Origin of the sequence: Microbulbifer sp. ALW1, assembly GCF_009903625.1 — a bacterium.
GTDB lineage: Bacteria > Pseudomonadota > Gammaproteobacteria > Pseudomonadales > Cellvibrionaceae > Microbulbifer.
In genome coordinates this window covers 1,366,896-1,389,511 of the sequence record NZ_CP047569.1, presented here as the reverse complement: position 1 = coordinate 1,389,511, position 22,616 = coordinate 1,366,896, and the positions used below count along the sequence as shown (strand labels likewise).

Annotated in this window: 17 protein-coding genes; 7 read left to right on the top strand and 10 right to left on the bottom strand. The window is 57.7% G+C overall.

All coding sequences use genetic code 11. The annotated features are described in order from the left end of the window. Nucleotides 1-161: 161 nt before the first annotated feature. The gene (locus GRX76_RS05755; RefSeq protein ID WP_160152435.1) at nucleotides 162-1,898 is read right to left on the bottom strand and encodes an IlvD/Edd family dehydratase; all 1,737 of its coding nucleotides are present in this window, start codon (nucleotides 1,896-1,898) and stop codon (nucleotides 162-164) included. A gap of 328 nt (nucleotides 1,899-2,226) precedes the next feature. On the opposite strand from GRX76_RS05755, the gene araD1 reads away from it, so the two are divergent. Further along, nucleotides 2,227-3,222, top strand: coding sequence for an AraD1 family protein (gene araD1 / locus GRX76_RS05750; RefSeq protein ID WP_160152434.1), 996 nt, complete (start codon nucleotides 2,227-2,229; stop codon nucleotides 3,220-3,222). A 78-nt stretch (nucleotides 3,223-3,300) separates the two neighbouring features. Here araD1 and GRX76_RS05745 read toward each other — a convergent pair whose 3' ends face one another. Then, nucleotides 3,301-4,062, bottom strand: coding sequence for a FadR/GntR family transcriptional regulator (locus GRX76_RS05745; RefSeq protein ID WP_160152433.1), 762 nt, complete (start codon nucleotides 4,060-4,062; stop codon nucleotides 3,301-3,303). Between the two features lie 436 nt (nucleotides 4,063-4,498). Between GRX76_RS05745 and GRX76_RS05740 the strand changes: the two genes are divergently transcribed. The 4 genes from GRX76_RS05740 to GRX76_RS05725 all read left to right on the top strand — a co-directional run bounded on the left by GRX76_RS05740 (nucleotide 4,499) and on the right by GRX76_RS05725 (nucleotide 8,993). Further along, on the top strand, nucleotides 4,499-5,881 hold the full coding sequence (locus tag GRX76_RS05740; protein ID WP_160152432.1) for an MFS transporter: 1,383 nt from the start codon (nucleotides 4,499-4,501) through the stop codon (nucleotides 5,879-5,881). Nucleotides 5,882-6,081: 200 nt separating this feature from the next. Then, entirely contained in the window at nucleotides 6,082-7,059 is a 978-nt protein-coding gene (locus GRX76_RS05735; protein WP_236250562.1) for a family 43 glycosylhydrolase, read from the top strand. Nucleotides 7,060-7,183: 124 nt separating this feature from the next. Then, complete coding sequence (locus GRX76_RS05730; RefSeq protein ID WP_160152431.1) at nucleotides 7,184-7,993, top strand: MOSC domain-containing protein; 810 nt, start codon at nucleotides 7,184-7,186, stop codon at nucleotides 7,991-7,993. A 31-nt stretch (nucleotides 7,994-8,024) separates the two neighbouring features. After that, nucleotides 8,025-8,993, top strand: coding sequence for a questin oxidase family protein (locus GRX76_RS05725; RefSeq protein ID WP_160152430.1), 969 nt, complete (start codon nucleotides 8,025-8,027; stop codon nucleotides 8,991-8,993). Nucleotides 8,994-9,052: 59 nt separating this feature from the next. Here the strand turns inward: GRX76_RS05725 and urtE are convergent, their stop codons facing one another. From urtE to GRX76_RS05695, 6 genes are all read right to left on the bottom strand, one after another. Continuing rightward, entirely contained in the window at nucleotides 9,053-9,748 is a 696-nt protein-coding gene (gene urtE / locus GRX76_RS05720) for an urea ABC transporter ATP-binding subunit UrtE (RefSeq protein WP_160152429.1), read from the bottom strand. Continuing rightward, nucleotides 9,745-10,581 (bottom strand): urea ABC transporter ATP-binding protein UrtD, encoded by an 837-nt coding sequence (gene urtD / locus GRX76_RS05715; RefSeq protein ID WP_370463952.1) that lies wholly within the window; start codon nucleotides 10,579-10,581, stop codon nucleotides 9,745-9,747. Before urtD ends, urtE begins: the two co-directional genes overlap by 4 nt. 5 nt (nucleotides 10,582-10,586) lie before the next feature. Beyond that, nucleotides 10,587-11,753: an urea ABC transporter permease subunit UrtC gene (gene urtC, locus GRX76_RS05710; protein WP_160154831.1), complete on the bottom strand. Its 1,167-nt coding sequence runs from the start codon at nucleotides 11,751-11,753 to the stop codon at nucleotides 10,587-10,589. Between the two features lie 35 nt (nucleotides 11,754-11,788). After that, nucleotides 11,789-13,420 (bottom strand): urea ABC transporter permease subunit UrtB, encoded by a 1,632-nt coding sequence (gene urtB / locus GRX76_RS05705; RefSeq protein ID WP_236250561.1) that lies wholly within the window; start codon nucleotides 13,418-13,420, stop codon nucleotides 11,789-11,791. 51 nt (nucleotides 13,421-13,471) lie between these two features. Continuing rightward, nucleotides 13,472-14,758, bottom strand: coding sequence for an urea ABC transporter substrate-binding protein (urtA, locus tag GRX76_RS05700; RefSeq protein ID WP_160152427.1), 1,287 nt, complete (start codon nucleotides 14,756-14,758; stop codon nucleotides 13,472-13,474). A gap of 141 nt (nucleotides 14,759-14,899) precedes the next feature. Further along, nucleotides 14,900-16,057 (bottom strand): hypothetical protein, encoded by a 1,158-nt coding sequence (locus GRX76_RS05695; RefSeq protein ID WP_160152426.1) that lies wholly within the window; start codon nucleotides 16,055-16,057, stop codon nucleotides 14,900-14,902. Between the two features lie 241 nt (nucleotides 16,058-16,298). Here GRX76_RS05695 and GRX76_RS05690 point away from each other — a divergent pair, with 241 nt between their 5' ends. Together GRX76_RS05690 and GRX76_RS05685 are read left to right on the top strand one after the other, a co-directional pair. Beyond that, nucleotides 16,299-19,748: an ATP-binding protein gene (locus tag GRX76_RS05690; protein WP_201276921.1), complete on the top strand. Its 3,450-nt coding sequence runs from the start codon at nucleotides 16,299-16,301 to the stop codon at nucleotides 19,746-19,748. 2 nt (nucleotides 19,749-19,750) lie between these two features. Further along, nucleotides 19,751-20,701, top strand: a complete 951-nt coding sequence (locus tag GRX76_RS05685) for a response regulator transcription factor (protein WP_160152425.1) — start codon at nucleotides 19,751-19,753, stop codon at nucleotides 20,699-20,701. A 66-nt stretch (nucleotides 20,702-20,767) separates the two neighbouring features. On the opposite strand, the gene GRX76_RS05680 is transcribed toward GRX76_RS05685, so the two are convergent. After that, entirely contained in the window at nucleotides 20,768-21,373 is a 606-nt protein-coding gene (locus GRX76_RS05680) for a glutathione S-transferase family protein (RefSeq protein WP_160152424.1), read from the bottom strand. 59 nt (nucleotides 21,374-21,432) lie between these two features. Further along, a complete protein-coding gene (locus tag GRX76_RS05675; protein ID WP_160152423.1) occupies nucleotides 21,433-22,524 on the bottom strand; it encodes a nitronate monooxygenase family protein in 1,092 nt (363 codons plus the stop codon). Between the last annotated feature and the right edge of the window lie 92 nt (nucleotides 22,525-22,616).

Here is a 22,616-nt window from a genome sequence, read left to right as displayed (position 1 = left end):
CTGCGGAGTGGATCGCATGGATTCTACTGAATCCGGTCGACAGGTAGGGCCGGTACGCCTGAGTGAAAAAAGGCGCCCCGAAGGGCGCCGGGAGTCAAACGTGATAAACCGGATTAATGGTTACCTGTAGAAAATCTATCTGGTGTGTACAGCGCTTCCCGTTAGTGAGAGTGCGGCGGTACTTCTGAACCGCGGCAGCCCACCAGAAAATCGAAGTCACAGCCTTCGTCGGCCTGCATCACATGATTGCGGTACATGGCCTCATAACCGCTGGTAGTGGCGATCACGCGATCGGCTTTCAGTTTTTCCAGGCGCGCAGCTATTTCTTCATCGGATACTTCGAGATGCAGCACACCATTGTGCGCATCCAGGTGAATCATGTCGCCATCCTGCACCGCCGCCAGCGGGCCAAACTCCATGGCTTCCGGGGCCGTGTGCAACACTACGGTACCAAAGGCAGTGCCACTCATGCGCGCGTCGGAAATACGCACCATGTCCTTGATGCCCTTTTTCAGTACCTTGGGCGGCAGGCCCATGTTGCCCACTTCCGCCATCCCTGGATATCCCTTGGGGCCGCAATTTTTCAGCACCATCACGCAGGTTTCATCGATATCCAGATCCGGATCTACCACGCGGGATTTGTAGTGTTCGAAGTCTTCGAACACTACCGCGCGGCCGCGGTGGTTCATCAGCTCGGGACTTGCCGCCGAGGGCTTCAGCACCGCACCGCGCGGCGCCAGGTTGCCGCGCAACACACAGATACCGCCATTTTCTACCAGCGGATTGTCCAGCGGGCGAATGACATCGTCGTTGTAACAGGGTGCATCTTCCACGTTCTCGCCAATGGTCTTGCCATTGACGGTCAGGCAGTCCTTGTTCAAGGCACCGGATTCGCCCAGGCGGCGCAACACAGCCGGCAGGCCTCCCGCGTAATAAAACTCTTCCATCAGGTACTTGCCGGACGGCTGCAGGTTGACCAGGGTCGGGACTTCGCGCCCTTCTTTCCAGTCGTCCAGATTCAGGTCCACGCCCATGCGACCGGCAATGGCCTTGAGGTGGATAACCGCGTTGGTAGAGCCACCGATGGCGGCATTGGTGCGAATCGCATTGATAAAGGCGTCTTTGGTCAGCACCTTGGACAGGGTCAGGTCCTCATGCACCATATCAACAATGCGCATGCCGGACAGGTGCGCCAGCACATAGCGGCGGGAATCCACTGCGGGAATCGCGGCATTGTGCGGCAGGCTGGTGCCGAGGGACTCCGCCATACACGCCATGGTGGACGCGGTACCCATGGTGTTACAGGTACCCGCAGAGCGGGACATGCTCGCCTCAGCGCTCAGGAATTCGTGCAGGGAAATATTGCCGGCCTTGTACTCTTCGTGGGCCTGCCACACCAGGGTACCGGAACCTACGTCCTTGCCCTTGTGCTTGCCGTTCAACATAGGGCCGCCGGTAACCACGATAGTGGGCAGATTGCAGCTGGCGGCCCCCATCAGCAGGGCCGGAGTGGTTTTGTCGCAACCCACCAGCAGAACAACCGCATCAAGCGGGTTGCCGCGGATAGCCTCTTCCGTATCCATGGCGGCCAGGTTGCGGGTAAACATGGCGGTGGGACGCAGGTTGGATTCACCGTTGGAAAATACCGGAAATTCTACCGGCACGCCGCCGGCTTCAATCACGCCCTTTTTGACGTGCTCGGCAATTTTGCGGAAGTGGGCATTACACGGGGTCAGCTCGGACCAGGTGTTGCAGATACCGATAACCGGCTTGCCCTCAAAATGATGCTCGGGGATGCCCTGGTTCTTCATCCAACTGCGGTACATAAAACCGTTTTTGTCACGGGTACCGAACCAATTGGCCGACCGCAGGACCGTCTTCTTGTTATCACTGGCCATTATTATTGAACCCCATTTACTCTCTCATAACTATTATTGTATGACTTATTAAAAATCGGGACAAGCTTCGGAATCAATTTGCCCCGATTTCTGTCATCGCAAGCCTCAGTGGCACCTTTTAAGTGCGCTCATTGAGATACATCATATTGTATGATATTAATAATGGCCAGCGTCACAGAGAACATTTTTTACACGGCGCTGCACAGAAAATACCCCCTCCACCGGGCACTGTATAGCTCCTGGCCAGCGCCGCTTAACCAGCGCTTTGAAAGGGACGCAGAGAGATGCCGGTGGTCCCGAACAGCAGGCTAATAGAGAAGAAAAAGCGATGAGACTGATCCAGTTCACCACCGAATCCGGCCAGCGCGCAGTGGGCGCCGTGGTCGACAGCAATACCATCGACCAGCTGAAGGATGTCGAAACCGTATACCAGCTGGCCCAGCGCGCGCTGGCAAGCAACACCGGCCTGGAAGTTCTGGCCAGCTCACTGCTGTCCGATATTCGCCTGGACTATCAGCAGATCATCGATGAAAGCCGACTGCTGTCACCCATCGACCACCCGCAGGCCACCCAGCTGATGGTAGCGGGAACCGGGCTTACCCATCTGGGCAGCGCGGACACCCGCGCCGCAATGCACGCCCAGAACGCCACCGGCAAGGTGGAAGATATGACCGACACCATGAAGATGTTCAAAATGGGCGTTGAAGGTGGCAAACCCGCACAGGGCGAAACCGGCGTACAGCCGGAGTGGTTCTACAAGGGCGATGGCGACTGCGTAATCCCGCCGGAGGCATCCATCCCCAGCCCATCCTTTGCCCTGGATGCCGGTGAGGAACCGGAAATTGCCGGTATCTATATCAATGACGCTAACGGCACTCCCTGCCGCATCGGCTTCGCCATCGGCAATGAACTCTCGGACCATGTGACCGAGCGCCAGAACTACCTCTACCTGGCCCACTCCAAACTGCGCCACTGCTCCTTCGGCCCGGAGCTATTACTGGGTGAGCTGCCCAAGCATATCGAAGGGATCTCCCGCATTGTGCGCGGCGAGGACATCATCTGGGAGAAGAGTTTTGTGAGCGGTGAGGACAATATGTCCCACACCATCGAGAACCTGGAAGACCACCACTTCAAGTACAACAATTTCTGCCGCCCCGGCCATGTGCAGGTGCACTTTTTCGGCACCGCCACCCTGAGCTTCGGTGACGGGATCCAGCCCCAGGCCGGCGACCGCTTTGAAATCGAGTCGCCAACCTTTGGCCGCCCGCTGCGCAACACACTGAAAGTGGTGGAACGCGTGATTCCCAAGGTGAAAACCCTCTAAGGGAACCAAACTCGCAAATAAAAAGGGCAGCTCCATGAGCTGCCCTTTTTATTTCACATGCACCAGGGGGCAAAGGAATTACACCGCAATATCTACCTTGCCGTCCGCTCCAGCATTTCCCTCTTCCTCTGCCAGGTGATCCAGCGCCTTGTGCACCGACTTGGACAGCAGGGATTTCATTTCGAAACGCGCACGCTCCGGATCGCGATCGCGAATACCGAGGAACACGGCGTGGTGGCCAGGCAAAGACGCCTGATAGGCCGCCTCTTTGGAGCTACTGATTCGGAAGAGCCCCATCAGCGCAGTCTTGATCGACTCCCCCAGGGAAACCATAAACTCATTATTGGTTCCGCGCAGGATGGCCATATGGAATTCGATATCCGTGAGAATCACTTCTTCGGTGCCCGGCTCGGCAGTTTCCATCGCCTTGTAGGCTTTTTCCATCGCCTCGATCTGCTCATCGGTGGCACGCTTGGCCGCCAGGGCGGCAGAGGTGGGCTCGATCATTTCCCGCACTTCAAACAGGGAGCGCAGGAATTCCGGTGAAGGGGTGGAGTCAAAACACCAGCGCAACACTTCAGAGTCGAACATATTCCAGAATTCCCGCGGGCGTACCCGGGTACCCAGCTTGGGACGGGATTCAATCAGCCCCTTGGCCGTGAGGATCTTGAAGGCTTCCCGCAATGCCGTGCGGGATACATTCAGCTCTTCGCCAATGGTGGCCTCGTTGGGAATATAGGCACCGGGCTCGTAATAGCCGGTCACGATGCGCGTGCCCAGCTCGTAAGCGACCCAGGCGTGCACGCTGCGCGGCCTATTTTCCCTGACTTGTTTAACCATAATGCTTGCCTTTTCTGGTGCCGCCGATTCCGAAAATCGTTGATGCAGCGGAACAACCAGCCTTACCCCGGACTAACCGGTAAAAAAATCGGACTGATTAATTTTCGACCTGAATCGCACAACATCTGGTACGATCGCACAGCTTTTGTACATTTCCGCCGGGTAGGATACAGAAGTTTCGCGCCCGTTTCCGGAAGCGTAACTGCGAAATGTACGCCTATTCCCGGCGAGTTAAAAGTCGATGCACGGTTCCGGGGCCTTACCCCTCCTGCGCTTTGACTTTAATATTACAATAATATATATATTCTGTCGCGCCCAAACGAACTACGCTCACCGTTCAGGACAATAAACAGGGCGTCCAAAAAAAATAAACGTACGGACAAACGCAATAAAAGCTCCGGTACGACAAGCGATCGATAATAAGAGAGAAAGCACCATGCAGCAGTCGAGCAAGTTGTCTGTGGTGGAAAAAGTCGGTTTCGGTGCCGGCGATATGGCCGTGAACGTGATGATCGCAGCCATGTTCTACTTCATGCAGTACTTTTATACGGACATCTTCGGCCTGAAACCGGCGCATGTTGGAACACTATTCCTCGCTGCGCGTTTGGTCGATGCCCTGAGCGACCCGCTGATGGGATTGCTCACGGACAAATTCAAAGGCCGTCACGGCCGCTTCCGCCCCTGGTTCCTGTATCTCGCCATTCCCTATGGCTTTGCGGTCTTCCTACTGTTCACCACCCCGGACCTCGATTACAACGCGAAACTGGTGTGGGCCTACGTCACCTACCTGTTTGCCACACTCATGTTTACCGGTGTGGCCATCCCGTACATTTCCTACATCGGCGTGCTCACCAGCGATCCGCAGGAGCGACTGTCGGCAAACGGCTACCGCATGTTCTTTGCCAAGATTGCCAACGTCGTCATCGTGGCCTCGGTGCCGGTGCTGGCCCAATCCTGGGGCGGCGGCGACATGGCCAAGGGCTACCAGCTGGCCATGGGTTTTATGTCCCTGGTGGGCGTTCTGCTGCTGGTGATGTGCTTCTTCACCACCCGTGAACGAGTCGAGCATGTGGTGGATAAACAACCCCTGGGACAACAGTTGAAGTTGCTGGTTAAAAATGACCAGTGGCTGATCCTCGCCGGCGCCTGCATCCTGGGCACCATTGGTTATGCACTGCGCGGCGGCGTGGCCTTCTACTACGCGATCTACTACCTCGGCGGCAACGAATCCCTGGCCGCCCAGTTCACCAGTGCCGGTATCGCCGCCTCCATCGTCTCCATGGTCGCCTCCACCTGGATCACCAAGCGCTTCTGCAAAATTAAATTATTCAGCTGGTCGCAAATGCTCGTCGGCATTCTCAGTGCCCTGATGTTTTTCGCGGTATCCCCCGGCGATATTGCACTGGCCTTCGCGCTCTACATTCTGCTTTCCTTCGTCGTTGACCTGCACGCTCCGGTGTTCTGGTCTGCCATCGCCGAAGCCGTCGACTACGGTCACGCCAAAACCGGCCAACGCGTGAGCGGCCTCGCCTTCGGCGGAATTTCCTTCTGCCAGAAAGCCGGCGCCGGCCTCGCCGGCTTTATTACCGGTTTGCTGCTCACCTATTTCGGATACGAAGCCGGAGAAACCCAGAGCGAATTCACTCTTACCGGTATCGCCTTGATGCTCACCATTATCCCCGGCCTGTTCCACTTCCTTTTGGGACTGCTGATGCGCAAATTTGTGATTACCGATGCGTATTACACGGCGCTGAAAAATGGTGAGCTGAAGCCTGAAAGCGAACCAGAACAAGAAGGCGCTCCGGAAGCTTCAACCTGAGACAAAGCAATTCGTTAAGAAATCAAAAATTTCCGAGCAGGTGCCGGTATCGGGTGCAGGTTTGTGAGACCTTCAAAAACAGGATGTTTTTGCAGAGCCCCCAGGGATGGGTTCACGGCGTGTCTCACAAACCTGCACCCGATACCGGCGCCGCCACAAAACATATTAAGAACACTAATTAGATGTAGCGGAGTACCAAAGTGATTCCAGATAAAATTGCAGAACCTTTACTGCAACCGCTGATCGAGCAGCGCGCCGATCCGTTTATTTACAAACACAGTGATGGGTTTTATTACTTTATCGCCTCAGTTCCAGAATACGACCGCCTGGAACTGCGCCGCGCCAGCACCATCGCCGGCCTCGCCGAGGCCGAAAAAGTTACCCTGTGGACCAAACCCGAAACCGGCCCCTATTCTGACCTGATCTGGGCCCCGGAAATCCACCATGTCCACATCGAAGGCCAGGCCCCGACCTGGGCCATCTACTTCGCCGCAGCGCCATCGCGGGAAATCAAACACGACCTCTTTCAACACCGGATGTACGCCCTCACCACCACCGGCGCTGACCCGATGAACGCCACCTGGGAACTCAGCCAGGTAGACTCCGGCATCGACACCTTCTGCCTCGATGCCACCGTGTTTGAACACCATGGCAAACACTACTATTTATGGGCCCAGAAGGGTCCAGGTATTGCCGGCAACTCCAATCTCTACATCGCCGAAATGGACAGCCCCACCTCCATCGTGGGTGAACCGGTACTGCTGACCAAACCGGAATACGATTGGGAAGTGATCGGGTTCCTGGTGAATGAAGGCCCCGCAGTGATCAAGAAAAATGGCCGTGTTTTTATCGGCTATTCCGCCAGCGCCACCAATCACAACTATTGCATGGGGCTACTGTGGGCGGATGAAAATGCAGATGTACTGAATCCTGCGAGCTGGGAAAAATCCCCCAAGCCCGTATTGGAAAGCGATTACCAGCGCGGTATTTACGGGCCCGGACACAACAGTTTCACCGTCTCCGAAGATGGCAGCGAAGATATCCTGGTTTTCCACGCGCGCACCTACACCGAAATTGTCGGCGACCCACTGTGGGATCCGAACCGCCACACCTTTGTAAAAGCAATTCACTGGAATAAAGAGGGCTTTCCAGAGTTCGGCAAGCCGTCCGAGCCCTGAATGGCATTTCATCTCCGTTAAACTTGTCTCACAGGTTTACCACTGGCCCGCGTCTGCGGGCCTTTTTTGTTACCCCTTTAACCAGTACTCTTGCCGCTCCAGACATAGGATCAAGGAGCCATCCGTGGAAATATCCGCGCTCTACCATTTCCCGGTTAAATCCCTGCAGGGACACAAATGCAAATCCCTGCCACTGGACCGCTTCGGCGCGGTCAATGATCGCCGCTGGATGCTGGTAGATGGCGATAACCAGTTCGTCACCCAGCGCCGACTGCGGCCCATGGCGCAACTGAAAGCCACCGTGACCAGCAGTGGGGTGCGCCTGGAAAACCCCGAAGGGGTCGCCATCGAAATCCGCCAGCCAGACAGCGATGCAAACGCCCGTGTGGTACGCGTATGGGACGATGAGGTCAGCGCCCGCGATGCCGGCGACGAAGCCGCACACTGGCTCAGCGAACAGCTGCAATCCCCAGTGCGTCTCGTTGCCATGGGCAATGAATTCCAGCGCCACTTGGAGGCCCCGCGGCAAGACCGGCAGGTAAGCTTCGCCGATGCCGCGCCACTGCTGGTCATCAGCCAGGCATCCCTGGACGATCTCAACGGCCGCCTCGCGGAGCCCGTATCCATGCTGCGCTTTCGCCCCAATCTGGTAGTCAGTGGCTGCGAACCCTTTGCCGAAGACAGCTGGAAAACCCTCATCATCCACACCCACGACGGCCCGCTGGTATTCGACTGCACCCACCCCTGTGCCCGTTGCGGCATTCCCGGTCTGCACCCGTTTACCGGACGCGCACAGAAAGAGCCCCTGCGCACCCTGGCCAGCTACCGCCGCTGGGAAGACGGCCAAATTTACTTTGGCATGAACCTGGCACCCGCATCTGCCAACCAGATACCGGCCACCATACACTTGGGAGATAGGGTCGAAGTTCGCTGACGGGAAACGCGACCAGCAGAGGGGGCACAAGATGAGTATCACCCGCGACTGCGCACAGCTACTCGAAGCCGGCAGCCGCTACCACGTACACTACGGCGACCGCCTGGCCAACCACCTGCCCATGGTGCTGATCGCCCTGGACAAGCTGAGTGCGGGACCGCAACCACTCAAACACGCGTTCGACCGCAGCACCCCGCACCTGCACCCGCGCCCATACAGCCCCGTTGCCGACATTGAAAAGCCCGCGGATTACCGCAACCGCGACGACGCCTTTCCCAGTGTGTTGCACTACTACGAACAGCAGCTCAGACAGCTAGGTATCGCCAAGTGCCTGCAGCAGGAGCTGCCGCCACTACTACCGGCCATCGCCACCGCCGCCTTCCACGGCCTTATCCGCACCGCCTACGGCATCGACGCCCGCCATCTGGAAGAAATTGCCATGGGGCTGGCCTTCTGGAACCTCGACTACCATGAACTGAGTAGCAGCAGTGAGACCACTCCGCAGACAGCCGCAACCATCATTCGCCGGGTTGCGGAAAAATACCCGGAGGTTGCCGTAGCCCCGGGCAATATCGCCGATCATATGCAGGCTGTTACCGGCCAGCCCGATTGGCTGCAGACGCCAATCCAGCCGCAATTTTTGGGCCTCGAAGACATTGCCCGTGTCGCCATCGATGCGTACCTGGGCACGGGGGATTTCACCCTGCTCCACGGTGTCACTGGTTGCCACGCACTGCGACTGATACTGTCCTACTGCGAAAGCCAGCAGAGTGCACTGCGCTATTTCTGGCAGGGGCTGGTGATTGCGTACTTAAGTACCGGGCCAAAAAAAATTCAGCCCATTCCGTCGGAGGAAATCGACAATATTTTGCAACGGCAGACAGCAATCCGGGAAAAAGCGCTGCACAGCGAGGATGACCATGTAATCAAACTCGCCTACAGTGCGCTGGAAGAGTTTCATCACTACGGCAATCGCAATTACCTGCGTGTTCTTGTCTGAAACCTGGGCCTAAACCCAGGGCCTAAAACCTGGGCCTGGAAACTAGGCCTGAACCCTACCTAGACCGCCAAATACTGGCGAATCAAACCATCATCCAGATTCGACATCTTGTCCGCCGCAACCACTGAACCTTTCTGCATCAAACGAAACTCTTTTCCCACCCGACGCGCAAACCCCAGCTTCTGCTCCACCAGGATTACCGTCAGCCCGTCCTCTTCATTGAGTTGCGTAACGACGTCGCCGATCTGGCGCACAATATTGGGCTGAATACCCTCGTTCGGTTCATCCAGTATCAGCACCTTCGGATCAATCACCAGAGCGCGGCCTATCGCCAACTGCTGTTGCTGACCACCGGAAAGATCACCGCCGCGGCGGTGCAGCATATCCTTGAGCACGGGAAACAGTTCAAAAATCCGCTCGGGAATTTTTTTGAGGCCGTCACCGCGGGCCGGCAATCCGATCTGCAGGTTTTCTTCCACCGTCAACATCGGGAATATGTCCCTGCCCTGGGGCACATAGCCAATCCCCATTTTTGCCCGCGCCTGTGCCGGGCTGCCCTCAATCGGTTTACCCTGATACAAAATCCGGCCAGTGCTGGCTGGCAACAACCCCATCAGACACTTGAGCAATGTGGTCTTGCCGGCGCCGTTACGCCCCATGATGCAAGTGCAGGAACCCTCTTCAATATCCAGGTCGAGATTCCACAGGATCTGGGTTCCGCCGTATTTCTGGTTGAGCTTTTCAATCCGGATCATGCCTCTTCCCCCAGATATACTTCGATGACATCGCGGTTGTTCTGCACCTGGTCCATGGTGCCTTCCGCCAGCACCGAACCCTGGTGCAATACCGTTACCGTGCGCGCAATACTGCGTACAAATTCCATATCGTGCTCCACCACAATCACCGTATGTTTACCGGCGAGGGACGTCAGCAACTCTGCGGTACGCTCGGTTTCTTCCGCAGTCATACCCGCCACCGGCTCGTCCACCAGCAACAGGCGCGGTTCGGCGGCCAGCAACATGCCAATTTCCAGCCACTGCTTCTGGCCATGGGACAGCGCACCGGCCAACTGGTGGCGGGCATTTTCCAGGCCGATAATATTCAGCACTTCATCGATCCGGTCGCGCTCGCTGCCGGAGAGACTCGCGGTGAGTGCACTCCACACCCCCTTGCTACCCTGCAGGGACAACTCCAGGTTGTGGAAAACCGTGTGCGCTTCAAATACCGTGGGCTTCTGGAATTTCCGCCCGATCCCCAGCTGCGCAATCTCCGCTTCGTCGTGAGCCAGCAGGTCGATATTCTGGCCGAACCAGGCGCTGCCACTGTCGCACCGGGTCTTTCCGGTAATCACATCCATCAAGGTAGTTTTGCCGGCGCCATTGGCGCCGATCAGGCAGCGCAGTTCTCCGTCGTTTACATACAGGGTGAGATCGTTCAGCGCCTTGAATCCGTCGAAACTGACGCTCAGGTCTTCCAGATACAGGATCACGTTTTTCGACACATCCGGCGAGCGCCGACGCGGTACCAGAAACGGCCAAGCGGTATCCCGGCGCAACAGTTCGCGCGCCTGGCCTGCGAATTGATTCAAACTCGTCATGCGTTCACCTCTCCGCCGCTCACTTCGCGGCTGCTGTCGACCTGCGTTTTATCCCGCGTGGGCTGCGGGGTTTGTGTACTGACAAAACGCTGCAACAAGCCTGCCAGGCCCTTTGGCAGGTATACGGTAACAATGACAAACAAAGCGCCGAGCGCGAACAGCCAGCCGTCCGGCATGATGGCGGTAAAGCGGGTTTTGGCGTAATTCACCAGCAGTGCACCGACAATGGCACCGTACAGGGTGCCGCGGCCTCCGACGGCCACCCACACCACCACCTCGATGGAATTCAGTGGAGCAAATTCACCGGGATTGATAATGCCCACCTGGGGGACATACAAGATGCCGGCTACTGCCGCGATCAGTGCGGAGTAAACAAACAGCCATACCTTGTAGTGTTCGGTACGGTAGCCCAGGAAACGCGCCCGCGCCTCGGCATCCCGCACCGCCACTATCACCCTACCAAGACGCGACTCCACGATGGCGCGGCTGCTGATAAAGGCGATCACCAGCAGCAAGGTAGTAATCAGCAGCAGCGCCACACGGGTACTGTCCGCCTGCAAATCAAAGCCGAGAATATCCTTGAAATCCGTCAGTCCGTTGTTGCCGCCAAAGCCCATTTCATTGCGGAAAAATGCCAGCATCAATGCATAGGTCAGCGCCTGGGTCATGATCGACAGGTAAACGCCGGTCACCCGCGAGCGGAATGCCAGCCAGCCAAAAATAAATGCCAACAGGCCGGGGATGGCGAGCGCCATCGACACCGCAAACCAGAACTGATCCATACCGAACCAGTACCAGGGCAACTCCTGCCAGTTCAGGAACACCATAAAATCCGGAAGATCCGGGTTGCCATAGACACCGCGGTCGCCAATCTGTCGCATCAGGTACATGCCCATACCGTAACCGCCGAGCGCGAAAAAAGCCCCGTGGCCGAGACTAAGAATCCCGCAGTATCCCCAGATGATGTCCACCGCCATGGCAAGCATTGCGAAGCACAAGTATTTCCCCATGAGCGTAATGGTGTAGGTACTGACATATAGCGGCGAATCTGCCGGTAACAGCAGGTTGGCCGCGGACATCGCCAGGGTCGTCACCAGGAGTATCCCCACCAGCAATGAGGAGCCCTTGCCAGGCTGGCGCAGCTCGGTCATCGCGGCCGTCATCTTCTCCAGCGTACGAGTCATTGTGCTCATTGTGCTCATTCCGCTGCCCTCCCGCGCTGGGGAAACAACCCTTTTGGACGTTTCTGGATAAACAGGATCAGGCAGACCAGCACAATGATGTTGGCCAGTACCGCGCCGGTGGCCGGTTCAAGGAATTTATTCGCAACCCCCAGGGAGAAGCCGCCCACCAGTGTACCGAGCAGGTTGCCGACACCGCCAAATACCACCACCATGAAGGAATCGATGATGTAAGACTGCCCCAGGTTAGGCCCCACATTGGTGAGCTGTGAAAGCGCCACCCCGGCCACTCCGGCAATCCCGGAGCCCAGACCGAAGGTCATGGCGTCGACCATTTCCGTGCGCACACCCATGGCTTTGGCCATATCCCGATTCTGGGATACCGCGCGCACATTCAGGCCGAGAGAGGATTTTTTCAGAACTGTCACCAATGCGACGAATACCGCCAGGGCAAACAGCAGGATATATAACCGGTTGTAGGTGACGGAAAACACCGGGTTGATCGCCAGGGAACCGCTCATCCAGTCCGGCGTCACCACCTGCATATTCAGCGGCGAGAAAATACTGCGCACCGCCTGTTGCAGAATCAGGCTGATACCGAAGGTGGCGAGTAAGGTTTCCAGCGGACGCCCCTGTAAATGTCGAATGACGCCCCGCTCGATCAAAACGCCCACACTGCCAGACACCAGAAAAGCCGCCGGTACCGCGACCAGCAGCGAATAGCCAATGGCCCCGGGCATCAGCTGCTGAATCACATAGGTGGTGTAGGCGCCGAGCATGATCATTTCGCCGTGGGCCATGTTGATCACCCCCATCACCCCGAAGGTAATGGCGAGGCCAATGGCCGCAAGCAACAGTACCGAGCCGAGGCTCAGGCCAAAAAACAGTTGCTCCATCTGACTGTAGAATTTGATGCGTTCGGAAATTTTATCGAGTGCTTTCTGCGCGGCCGCCGTGACCGCGGCATCCTGTTCACTCTCAGTGTTCGACAATCGCTGCAGTTGATTGCGAACCGGGGCTTCCAGCCGCCCCTGCATGATCGTGATTGCGGAAAGGCGATCTGCGGTGCTGTTGCTGTCGCGCAGCTGCACCATGGCGCCTGCGAGACTGATCAACTCGGCGACTTCGGCGTTCACACCGGCTGTTTGTGCTTCTTCCAACAGCCGGATATTCTGTGGCGTCAAATCGCCCAGCATGGCAAGTACCGCCGCGCGCTGCGACTGCCCGTCACCGTGGAGCAAATCGATTCGTGCAATGGCATCGCGCAATTGACTGCGGAGCCGATTGTTTACACGTATTTTTTTTACCGCGCGGGATTTGAACTCCCCGAGTTCCGCGCCATCAAACAGCGCCCGGCCCACCAGGGTTCCGCTGCTGTTTTTCTGGATCTCCAGCAATTGTCCGCTCTCTTTCACATAGTAGAGATCACCGGCCAGCATCACTTCAAATAGAGAACGCATTTCAGCGCCCCCGGCCTGCTCCAGCTGTCGCACCAGGTCGCCGGTCTTTTTCAGACTTGCGCCGGGTAATTGCTGGAGCACAGAACCCACAGCGATTGCTGTGGGTTCTGTTTGCGCCAGCGGACTGCCGGTTGGCAGCAGCAAAACGGCCACTGCTGCCATCCAAAGCTTGAGTAGTAAAACCTTCACTAAACTCTCCGCATTCGTTACATCAAGATTGGGTGGATTTCGCCAACCGCTTTACTGAGCCTGACCACTGCAGGCCTTGGACTCGGTGTTGTAGTTGCCGCACTTGATCGGTGCGGTCCAGTCAGCAATCAGGTCCTTGGAACCCGGCAGGAAGTCAGACCAGGCATCGCCGGCCACGACACCCTCGGTTTCCCACACCACTTCAAACTGACCGTCGTCCTGAATTTCGCCGATGAATACCGGCTTGGACAGGTGATGGTTTTTGTTCATTTTGGCAACGCCGCCGGTGAGGTTCGGGAACTCGATGCCGATCATTGCCTGCTCAACCGAATCCACGTCCGTCGAACCGGCTTTTTCCACCGCCTTGGCCCACATGTTGAACCCGATATAGGTCGCCTCCATGGGATCGTTGGTTACGCGCTTTTCATCACCGATGAATTTTTTCCACTGCTGGACGAAATATTCATTGGCCTCGCTGTCGATGCCCTGGAAGTAGTTCCAGGCCGCCAGATGGCCGACCAGCGGACCGGTGTCGATACCGGAAAGCTCTTCTTCACCTACGGAGAAAGCCACGACCGGAATGTCCTCGGAGCTGACGCCCTGGTTGGCGAGCTCTTTGTAGAAGGGCACGTTGGCGTCGCCATTGATGGTGGAGACCACCGCGGTTTTCTTGCCGGCGCCACCGAATTTCTTGATATCGGAAACGATGCTCTGCCAGTCGGAGTGCCCGAACGGGGTGTAGTTGATCATGATGTCTTTCTTGGCGACGCCCTTCGATTCGAGGTACGCCTCCAGGATCTTGTTGGTGGTACGCGGATAGACGTAGTCGGTACCGGCCAGTACCCAGCGCTCCACTTCGAGATCGGACATCAGGTAATCCACTGCCGGGATTGCCTGCTGATTCGGCGAGGCACCGGTGTAGAACACATTTTTGGAAGACTCTTCACCCTCGTACTGCACCGGGTAGAACATCAAACCGTTCAGTTCCTCGATCACCGGCAACACGGATTTGCGCGATACCGATGTCCAGCAACCGAAGATCACATCCACTTTTTCTTTGGTCAGCAGCTCGCGGGCCTTCTCCGCAAACAGTGGCCAGTCGGAAGCCGGGTCTACCACCACCGCTTCGAGCTTTTTACCCAGCAGACCGCCCTTGCGGTTCTGCTCTTCCACCATCATCAGCACCGTGTCTTTCAGGGTGGTTTCACTGATGGCCATGGTGCCGGAAAGCGAGTGCAGTACGCCGACTTTAATGGTCTCAGCCGCCAGTGCGGCAACGCTGACTACGCTGGTGCCGGCGGCGAACGCCAGGCTGGCAACGAATTTTTTCAGTTTCATGGAATAGTTCCTTTTAGATTTGTTAAATCGTAGCGAGCGGGTGGCTGATGGTGGCCGCCGGAGCACAGAAAGCGGAGTGTATTTGGCATACATGCGCATTCCGCGCACCGCCGGACGCCGTCAGGCGCACGCGCAGTAGATTTAAAGCTGAACTTGCATGCCGAGGCTCAACACATCCACATCCGCGCCTGCATATCCGGAGGCGTTGGCATCACCGGAGACATAGCTGAGGTTCAGGCGGGTGTTGTGGCTGTTGACCACATAATTGAGGCCCAGCTCGGTGGAACTGCTGCTGTCGGCATCGGAGGGGCTGTTTTCCACCAGACGCAGGTAGGGCTGGAATTTGCCCGGGCCCACGTTGGCCGGAAACAGGTAGGCAGCAGTGGCAAAGACCGACTCGCCGTCAAACAGACAGAAGCAATCGCCGCTGGTGGGCGGGGAGGCCAGGGTGTAATCGGCATCGAAACTTTTGTATTCCGCCTCGACGGTAATCACACCGCCGGCATCCAGCACTGTTTCCGAGAGCATATCCACGGTCCAGCCGGAAAAGTCACCGGCGGACTCCGCACTACCCACACCGTCTTCCTGACTCTGCAGGGAAAGTGCCAGGGTAAAAATATTGCCGAGACCACCGTAATATGTGGAGCTTGTGTAGTAACCGGGATTGGCTTCCATATTCAGGAAGTTGTAGGCAAAGCGCGCGGCGTACAGCGGTTTCTCGTCCTGGTTGCTGTATTCATCGAGGCCAATAAAACTACCAGCGGCGTACTGGAATTTTCCCGCGGTGCCCCAAAAGGTAATGCCCTCATCGCGCCCGATGAGTCCCGCCTGGCCACCCTGGTCGGAGGCGTAGAGCGGCTGGCGATACTGGTTCCAGCTGAGACCGTAGTAAGGTCCGCTCATTTCGATGCGGTCCGCCGGCGTCAGCATGCGGCCCGCCCAGATATTGAACGCCGGGCTGAACTCGAATTGCGCAATCGCATCCAGCACATCCACGGTGTCGCCGTCCCGTTGCTGCAGATTGAAGGTGAACTTCACCGTGTCATTCAGCTGGCCAGAGGTGTAGACGCGGATATCCGGCATGGTGAATTCGCTATCCCCTTCCACCGACTGGAACTGGGAGCGAAATCCGGCACCGATACTGAACGTCTGCCCACCTTCCGATTCGTACTGCTTGGCTGACACCGGCAGTGATACGGCGCTCGCCGCCAGAACCCCTGCCGCACAGGCGCCACCTAGCCACCTTTTCTTCGACTGGCATACCGCTGGCAGTCGCTCACCTCCTGAATACTTCTCCATGATTGTCCCCTTGGTTTTTGGTCTCGGTCTTGGTTTCGATTGGTTATTTTTGCTGCTATCGATTATTCGACCGTGGGGACAGGGGAGCTATACGCGTATTGGGGCCGGTGACTACGTCATTTGACGGTTTTCAGAAATGCGGAGGGAAGTACACTAAGGATGGCAGTAATCAGCACAGAATCCGGTATTCTTGTTGCAAGAAAAAAGAATATGACGAGAAACCAGCAGTAGGCAGCACCCGGTGGTTGAAATATTTACGGGCAACGATAACGACAACGAACAACAGGCCATGCGACCCGCACAACAGGTGTTCCGCGTACGGCGGACCTACAACAAGTGGGTGGGAGACGAGACCCTAGAGGACTTCGCACTGCGATTTACCGCCGTGCGCGGGCGCCGTTTTACCATTGAGCAGGTGGCCAAAACCGCCCTGGGTGCCACCGCCTTTCTCGCCCTCGAGGCGATCGCTGCGGCGGTTACCCTCAACTACGGCTTTATCAATACCATCGCCGCCATGCTCGCGGTGGCCGCGGTGATCTTTATTACCGGCTTTCCGATCACCTATTACGCCGCCAAGCACGGCCTGGATATCGACTTGCTGACCCGCGGTGCGGGCTTCGGTTATCTCGGTTCCACCATCACCTCGCTGATCTACGCCTCCTTCACCTTTATCTTCTTCGCCATCGAGGCCGCAATCCTCACCTCGGCCCTGCATGCCCTGCTGGGTATTCCCCCGGCCATCGGCTACATATTCTGCGCGCTGGCGGTCATTCCCATCGTGACCCACGGTATTCACGCGGTGAGCAAATTCCAGATCGGCACCCAGCCGCTGTGGTTACTGTTGCAGTGCCTGGCACTGGGCAGTGCGGCCTGGTTTGAAATCTCCCGGGTGGAAGACTGGACCCAGTACGCACCGCAACACAATCCGGCGGGAGCGGGGTTCAACTGGATGCTGTTTGGTGCAGCCAGTGCGGTGTTTTTTGCCATGGTGGCGCAAATTGGCGAGCAGGTGGATTACCTGCGATTCATGCCAGAAAAAACACGGGAGAATCGCAAGCGCTGGTGGTTCTGGCTGACCCTGGCCGGACCGGGCTGGATCTTTATCGGCGTGATCAAGATGCTGTTCGGTTCCTTCCTCGCCTACCTGGCGATCACCGACGGCGCCTCTGCCGAACAGGCCGCCGATCCGGTGTACATGTACCAGACGGTGTTCAACTACCTGACCCAGTCACCCACCATGGCGCTGATCCTGGCCGGCGTGATGGTGCTGATCTCGCAGATGAAGATCAACGTCACCAATGCCTACGCCGGCTCCATCGCCTGGTCGAATTTCTTTTCGCGACTTACTCGCAGCCATCCGGGCCGTGTGGTCTGGCTGGTGTTCAATGTGAGCATCGCGCTGATTCTGATGGAACTGGGGATTTACCGCGCGCTCGAAGGCGTACTGGGTATCTTCTCCCTGGTGGCGATCAGCTGGCTAGGCTGCCTGGCGGCGGACCTGATGATCAACAAGCCGCTGGGCATCAGTCCATCCTACGTGGAGTTCAAGCGCTCGCATCTGTACGATTTCAATCCGGTGGGCGTGGGCTCCATGCTGCTGGCATCGGTGATCGGTATCCTGTGTTACCTCGGCCATTTCGGCGAAGTGGCGAAAAATTTTGCCAGCTTTATCAGCCTCGGTATCTGCTTTGTGATGGTACCACTGCTGGGGCTGGCAACCGGCGGCCGTTTCTATCTCGCCCGTCATCGGGACTTTCTCGACGGCGACGGTGAGCGCGCTGTCAGTAGCCACATCCAGTCAGCCCAGACCTGCTGTATCTGCGAAAACGATTTCGAACCAGCAGACATGAGCCACTGCCCCGCTTACCAGGGCCCGATCTGTTCACTGTGTTGCTCACTCGACTCCCGCTGTCTCGATGCCTGCAAGCCGGACGCGCGCTTTTCCCGGCAGCTGGCCACCTTCGCCAAAATACTGGTGCCGGAGGCCGTGGTGAACGGGGTGGATTCCCGGTTGGGGCGCTTTGCCGTTCTGCTGCTGGGCGCCAGTGTGTGTATTGCCGGCGTGTTGTCACTGATCTATGGCCAGCTACAACCGGCCAATGACGGGGAGGCACAGTTGCTGAGCCAGGCGTTCTGGACACTGTTTGTGGTGCTGCTGCTGATTGCGGGCGTGTTGGCCTGGCTGTTCCTGCTGACCCACGACAGCCGCATCGTTGCGCAGATGGAATCGAACCGCCAGACCCGGCTGCTGCTGAACGAAATCGAAGCGCACAAGGAAACCGACCGCGCCTTACAAGCGGCCAAGGAGCAGGCGGACCGTGCCAACAGCGCGAAGAGCCGCTACCTCTCCGGCATCAGCCACGAGCTCCGCACACCGCTGCAATCCATTCTCGGTTACGCGCAGCTGCTCAACCAGCAGCAGGACATTCCGGAAAAGCATCGCAATGGCCTGCGCATTATCAAACGCAGTGGTGAATACCTGACGGACCTGATTGAAGGGCTGCTGGATATTTCCAAGATCGAAGCCGGGCGCCTGGATATCTACCGCAACCAGGTGCGGCTACCGGAACTGCTCGAACAGATGGTGGAAATGTTCCGTCCCCAGGCCGAGGCAAAGGGCATCCGGTTTTATTGCCATATCCACAATCCACTGCCATCCACGGTAATCGCGGATGAAAAACGCCTGCGGCAGATACTGATCAACCTGCTGTCCAACGCGATCAAATACACCCGCGAGGGACAGGTGGATTTTCACATTCGTTACCGCAATCAGGTAGCGGAGTTCACCATTGTGGATACCGGCGTGGGCATTCACCCGGAAGATCAGGCGCGTATCCTCAAACCCTTTGAGCGGGTGCGCAACGGCGCGACTCCGGTGGCCACCGGTACCGGCCTCGGGCTGACCATCGCCTACCTGCTGACGGAAATCATGGGCGGCGAGCTGCGCATGGAAAGCGCACCGAACGCCGGCAGCCGCTTCACCGTGTCCCTGCTGCTATCGTGGGTGGATTCAGATCACCGCAGCGAGGTGCCGGAACGTCGTATACGCGGTTACCAAGGGCCGCGCCGCAGCGTAATGGTGGTGGACGACGAGCCCATTCACCGCGGATTGATTGGCGACCTGCTGACACCACTGGGCTTTTCCATGATGGAGGCACAGAGCGGCGAAGACTGCCTGGCACTGGTGCAGCAGCAACAGCCCGACCTTTTCCTGCTGGATGTGACCATGCCGGGCATGAGTGGGCTGGAGCTCGCCGAGCAGTTGCGCACCCGCGGTATTGCCGCCCCCATCGTGATGCTCTCCGCGGACGCACAGGAGCGACACCTGAAACCCGGCGACAGCGAGCCCGCCCACCACGATGCTTACCTAGTGAAGCCACTGGTGAACCAGAAGCTGTTCGACACCATGGCCCAGCTGCTGAAACTGACCTGGGTTTACGCCACCGACAGCGGATCCGCGACCAAACCACAAACGCGACGAGCCGCTTCGAGTGAGGCACTGCCGGATCATCCACTGCTGGCAGAACTGCTCGCATACGCGCGCATCGGCTACCGCAGCGGCGTGCACCGCACCCTGGACCGGATTGCCGCAGAATCGGTGGTACCCACACACCGCATTGAAGAATTCCGCCAGCTGGCGGACACCATGCGCTTCGAGCCTTTGAGCGAAGCCCTGGAAATCAAGGAGTGAACATGAAACCCGGTGACGACACGGCCAGTGCCACCCGGTCAACGGCGGATACGCACACAGGTGATATCGTACTGGTGGTGGACGATTCGCCAGATACCCTGAGCCTGATCAACGACACCCTCGAACAGGCGGGAATCGATGTACTGGTAGCGCTGGATGGCAACCAGGCGCTGAATATCGCCCGTCGCCTGCGCCCGGATATGATTCTGCTGGATGCGGTCATGCCCGGGTTGGATGGGTTTGAAACCTGCCGTTTGCTGAAAGCCGATCCCGAGCTGGCTTCTATTCCGGTGATTTTTATGACCGGGCTGACAGAGTCGGAGAGTATCGTGCGCGGACTGGAAAGCGGTGGCGTCGACTACCTGACCAAACCGATTCAGCCGAATGAATTGCTAGCCCGCATGAAAGTGCATCTGAACAATGCACGCCTGACCTCCAGCGCCCACCAAGCCCTGGACTCTACCGGGCAGTTCCTGTGCACCGTCGATGCGGCGGGTCGAATGCACTGGGCCACACCACAGACCTATGCCCTGCTGAGCAGCGCCGGTGCAATGGAAGGCGGCCTGCAACAAAAAATGGCAGCAGACCTGCAGCTATGGCTGTCACGCAACCCGGGGAGTGGCCACAAATTAAAGCTGGAGGGTTTTCACAAACCACTCGCGGTGGTGTTTATCGAGCAGCGCGGCGGCAGCACCTACCTGTTGAAACTGATAGACGATGGTGGCCCCGGCGGCGAGACAATACTGCGCGAAAAACTGTCGCTGACCCGACGGGAATCGGAAGTACTCTTCTGGATTGCCAACGGGAAAACCAATCGTGAAATCGGCGAGATTCTCGAGGTGAGTCCGCGCACCGTCAACAAGCATCTCGAAGGCGTTTTCTCAAAGCTCGGCGTTGAAAACCGTACGGCGGCGGCGGGCATCGCAATACGCGCACTGAACCCGGACGCCTGAGCCGATGCGATAAGATACCGAAAAAACGGGAGGCCATCGGCCTCCCGTTTTGAATCGCGTGACTTTCTAGGCTGCGACCGCTTCTTCTGCGGCCACCGCCTTTGCAAAGGCCGGGTATTCCGCCACTTTCTCAAAGAGCTGCCGGGTATTTTTACCCAGAGAGATCTCCAGCGGAAAGTAATTTCCCCAGTTGGCGTAAACCGCCAGCATCATATCGATCGCCGATACTTTCTCCCCGCAGATAACCGGCCGATCCGCAAGACGCTGTTCCACCAGTTGCCAGAGGCCGTTAATCCGCGCGGCGGCTTTCTGCAAAACTTCCTCTTTCGCCGCGTCCGACTCCAGGCCGCGACTGGCAAAAAATAGCAGGCCATAGGCCGGGTGCAGCGTGGCGTTGGCAAACATCAGCCACTGGGTGAATTCCGCCTGTTGTGCCGCGCTGGCTCCCAGTGATTCGGGCGCGTGCTTGTTCAGCAAATACAGCACAATGGCGGCACCCTCGCGCAATACCAGGTCGCCATCTACCAGTACCGGTACCTGGTTGGTCGGATTAATCGAACGAAAGTCCTCGACCGAGTCCCGCGCAATCAGCTCTACCGGCTGGTCCAGGTCCAGTATCAATGCGTGAATCGCGCGAGAGCAGGCACCGGGCATGTAATACAGTTTGTACATGGTTTTATCCTTTGTTGATTAGGGTTCAAACGAGGTTGTGTGCAGAAACAGGTCGATATTCACCGTTCAGGGACAGTGTCGACTTCGCCCACCAGCGCAGACAGCAGCTCTGCCGCGTGTACATGGCGACTCAGGCCGATAATTTGACCGGCCGCCATGGTGGCAAAATTGGGGTTGTTGCTTGCCGTGGAAGCGCGGGAAAGCGGCCGCGTCACCGACATCTGAAATGGATAGGGCAACGCCGGATCGTCCCAGACATCACTGGCTTCGGTCAGGCGGTTGCGGATATAGCGGGCCATACGCCCGGAAACCACTCGCGTCAGTACGGTATCGACACTCTCTCTTTCGCGCAGCAGCCGCTTGTGCATATCGCTCGCGCCGGATTCCTCACAGGCGAGAAACGCGGTACCTACCTGCACCGCATCTGCCCCAAGCGCCATGGCGGCGCGCACGCCTCTATGATCGGCAATACCGCCAGCGGCGATTACCGGAATCGATACCGCATCGCGCACCCTGGGCAGCAGCGCAAAAGTAGTGAGCAAAGTGCGCGGCTCGGGCTCTGTCAAAAACGCCGGGCGATGGCCGCCCGCTTCCAGTCCTGACGCAATCACCATATCCACGCCGGCGCTTTCCAATGCCACCGCCTCGGCGACGGTGGTCGCCGCTCCCAGTGTTTTGATGCCGCGCTCGGCACAGCGATCGAGAATCGAGGGTTCGGGAATACCGAACACGAAACTGAATACCGCCGGCCGCGCTGCGAGTATTGCCTCCACCTGCTCTTCGTAATCGTGCAGCGGATTCTCGGCTGCCGCTGGCGGAGAGAGAGACATCTCTTGATAAAGCGGGGCAATCTTTTTGAGGTAGGTTTGTTCGCGCGATTTGCTGAAGGGTTGGCCCCACTCCTGATCCCGGGGAATCCACAGGTTGAGATTGAAGGGCTTGTCGGTGCGTTTGCGAATATCCGCGGCTAGCGCAAGAATGCCTTCACCGGACAGGTGATGGGCGCCGTAGGCACCGAGTCCGCCGGCGTTGGACACCGCGGCGGCAAGTTCGGCACTGGAGTGGCCGCTGCCGAAGGGGCCCTGGAACACCGGGTAGGTTAACCCCAGTGACTGCGCTACCGGGTTGTCACGAAAATCCTCTCTCCGCATAAATACTCTCCCTGGCTGATGTGTGCGGGAGGCAGTCTAGCGGCAGTGGTTACCAAAATATACTAATGGAAGCTTTGTAACTACAATATGTG

Bases quoted from the DNA above. Each gene is read 5' to 3' on its own strand.
- GRX76_RS05755 (WP_160152435.1), bottom strand. From the start codon at position 1,898: ATGGCCAGTGATAACAAGAAGACGGTCCTGCGGTCGGCCAATTGGTTC.
- araD1 (WP_160152434.1), top strand. From the start codon at position 2,227: ATGAGACTGATCCAGTTCACCACCGAATCCGGCCAGCGCGCAGTGGGC.
- GRX76_RS05745 (WP_160152433.1), bottom strand. From the start codon at position 4,062: ATGGTTAAACAAGTCAGGGAAAATAGGCCGCGCAGCGTGCACGCCTGG.
- GRX76_RS05740 (WP_160152432.1), top strand. From the start codon at position 4,499: ATGCAGCAGTCGAGCAAGTTGTCTGTGGTGGAAAAAGTCGGTTTCGGT.
- GRX76_RS05725 (WP_160152430.1), top strand. From the start codon at position 8,025: ATGAGTATCACCCGCGACTGCGCACAGCTACTCGAAGCCGGCAGCCGC.
- urtE (WP_160152429.1), bottom strand. From the start codon at position 9,748: ATGATCCGGATTGAAAAGCTCAACCAGAAATACGGCGGAACCCAGATC.
- urtC (WP_160154831.1), bottom strand. From the start codon at position 11,753: ATGACGGCCGCGATGACCGAGCTGCGCCAGCCTGGCAAGGGCTCCTCA.
- urtA (WP_160152427.1), bottom strand. From the start codon at position 14,758: ATGAAACTGAAAAAATTCGTTGCCAGCCTGGCGTTCGCCGCCGGCACC.
- GRX76_RS05695 (WP_160152426.1), bottom strand. From the start codon at position 16,057: ATGGAGAAGTATTCAGGAGGTGAGCGACTGCCAGCGGTATGCCAGTCG.
- GRX76_RS05685 (WP_160152425.1), top strand. From the start codon at position 19,751: ATGAAACCCGGTGACGACACGGCCAGTGCCACCCGGTCAACGGCGGAT.
- GRX76_RS05680 (WP_160152424.1), bottom strand. From the start codon at position 21,373: ATGTACAAACTGTATTACATGCCCGGTGCCTGCTCTCGCGCGATTCAC.
- GRX76_RS05675 (WP_160152423.1), bottom strand. From the start codon at position 22,524: ATGCGGAGAGAGGATTTTCGTGACAACCCGGTAGCGCAGTCACTGGGG.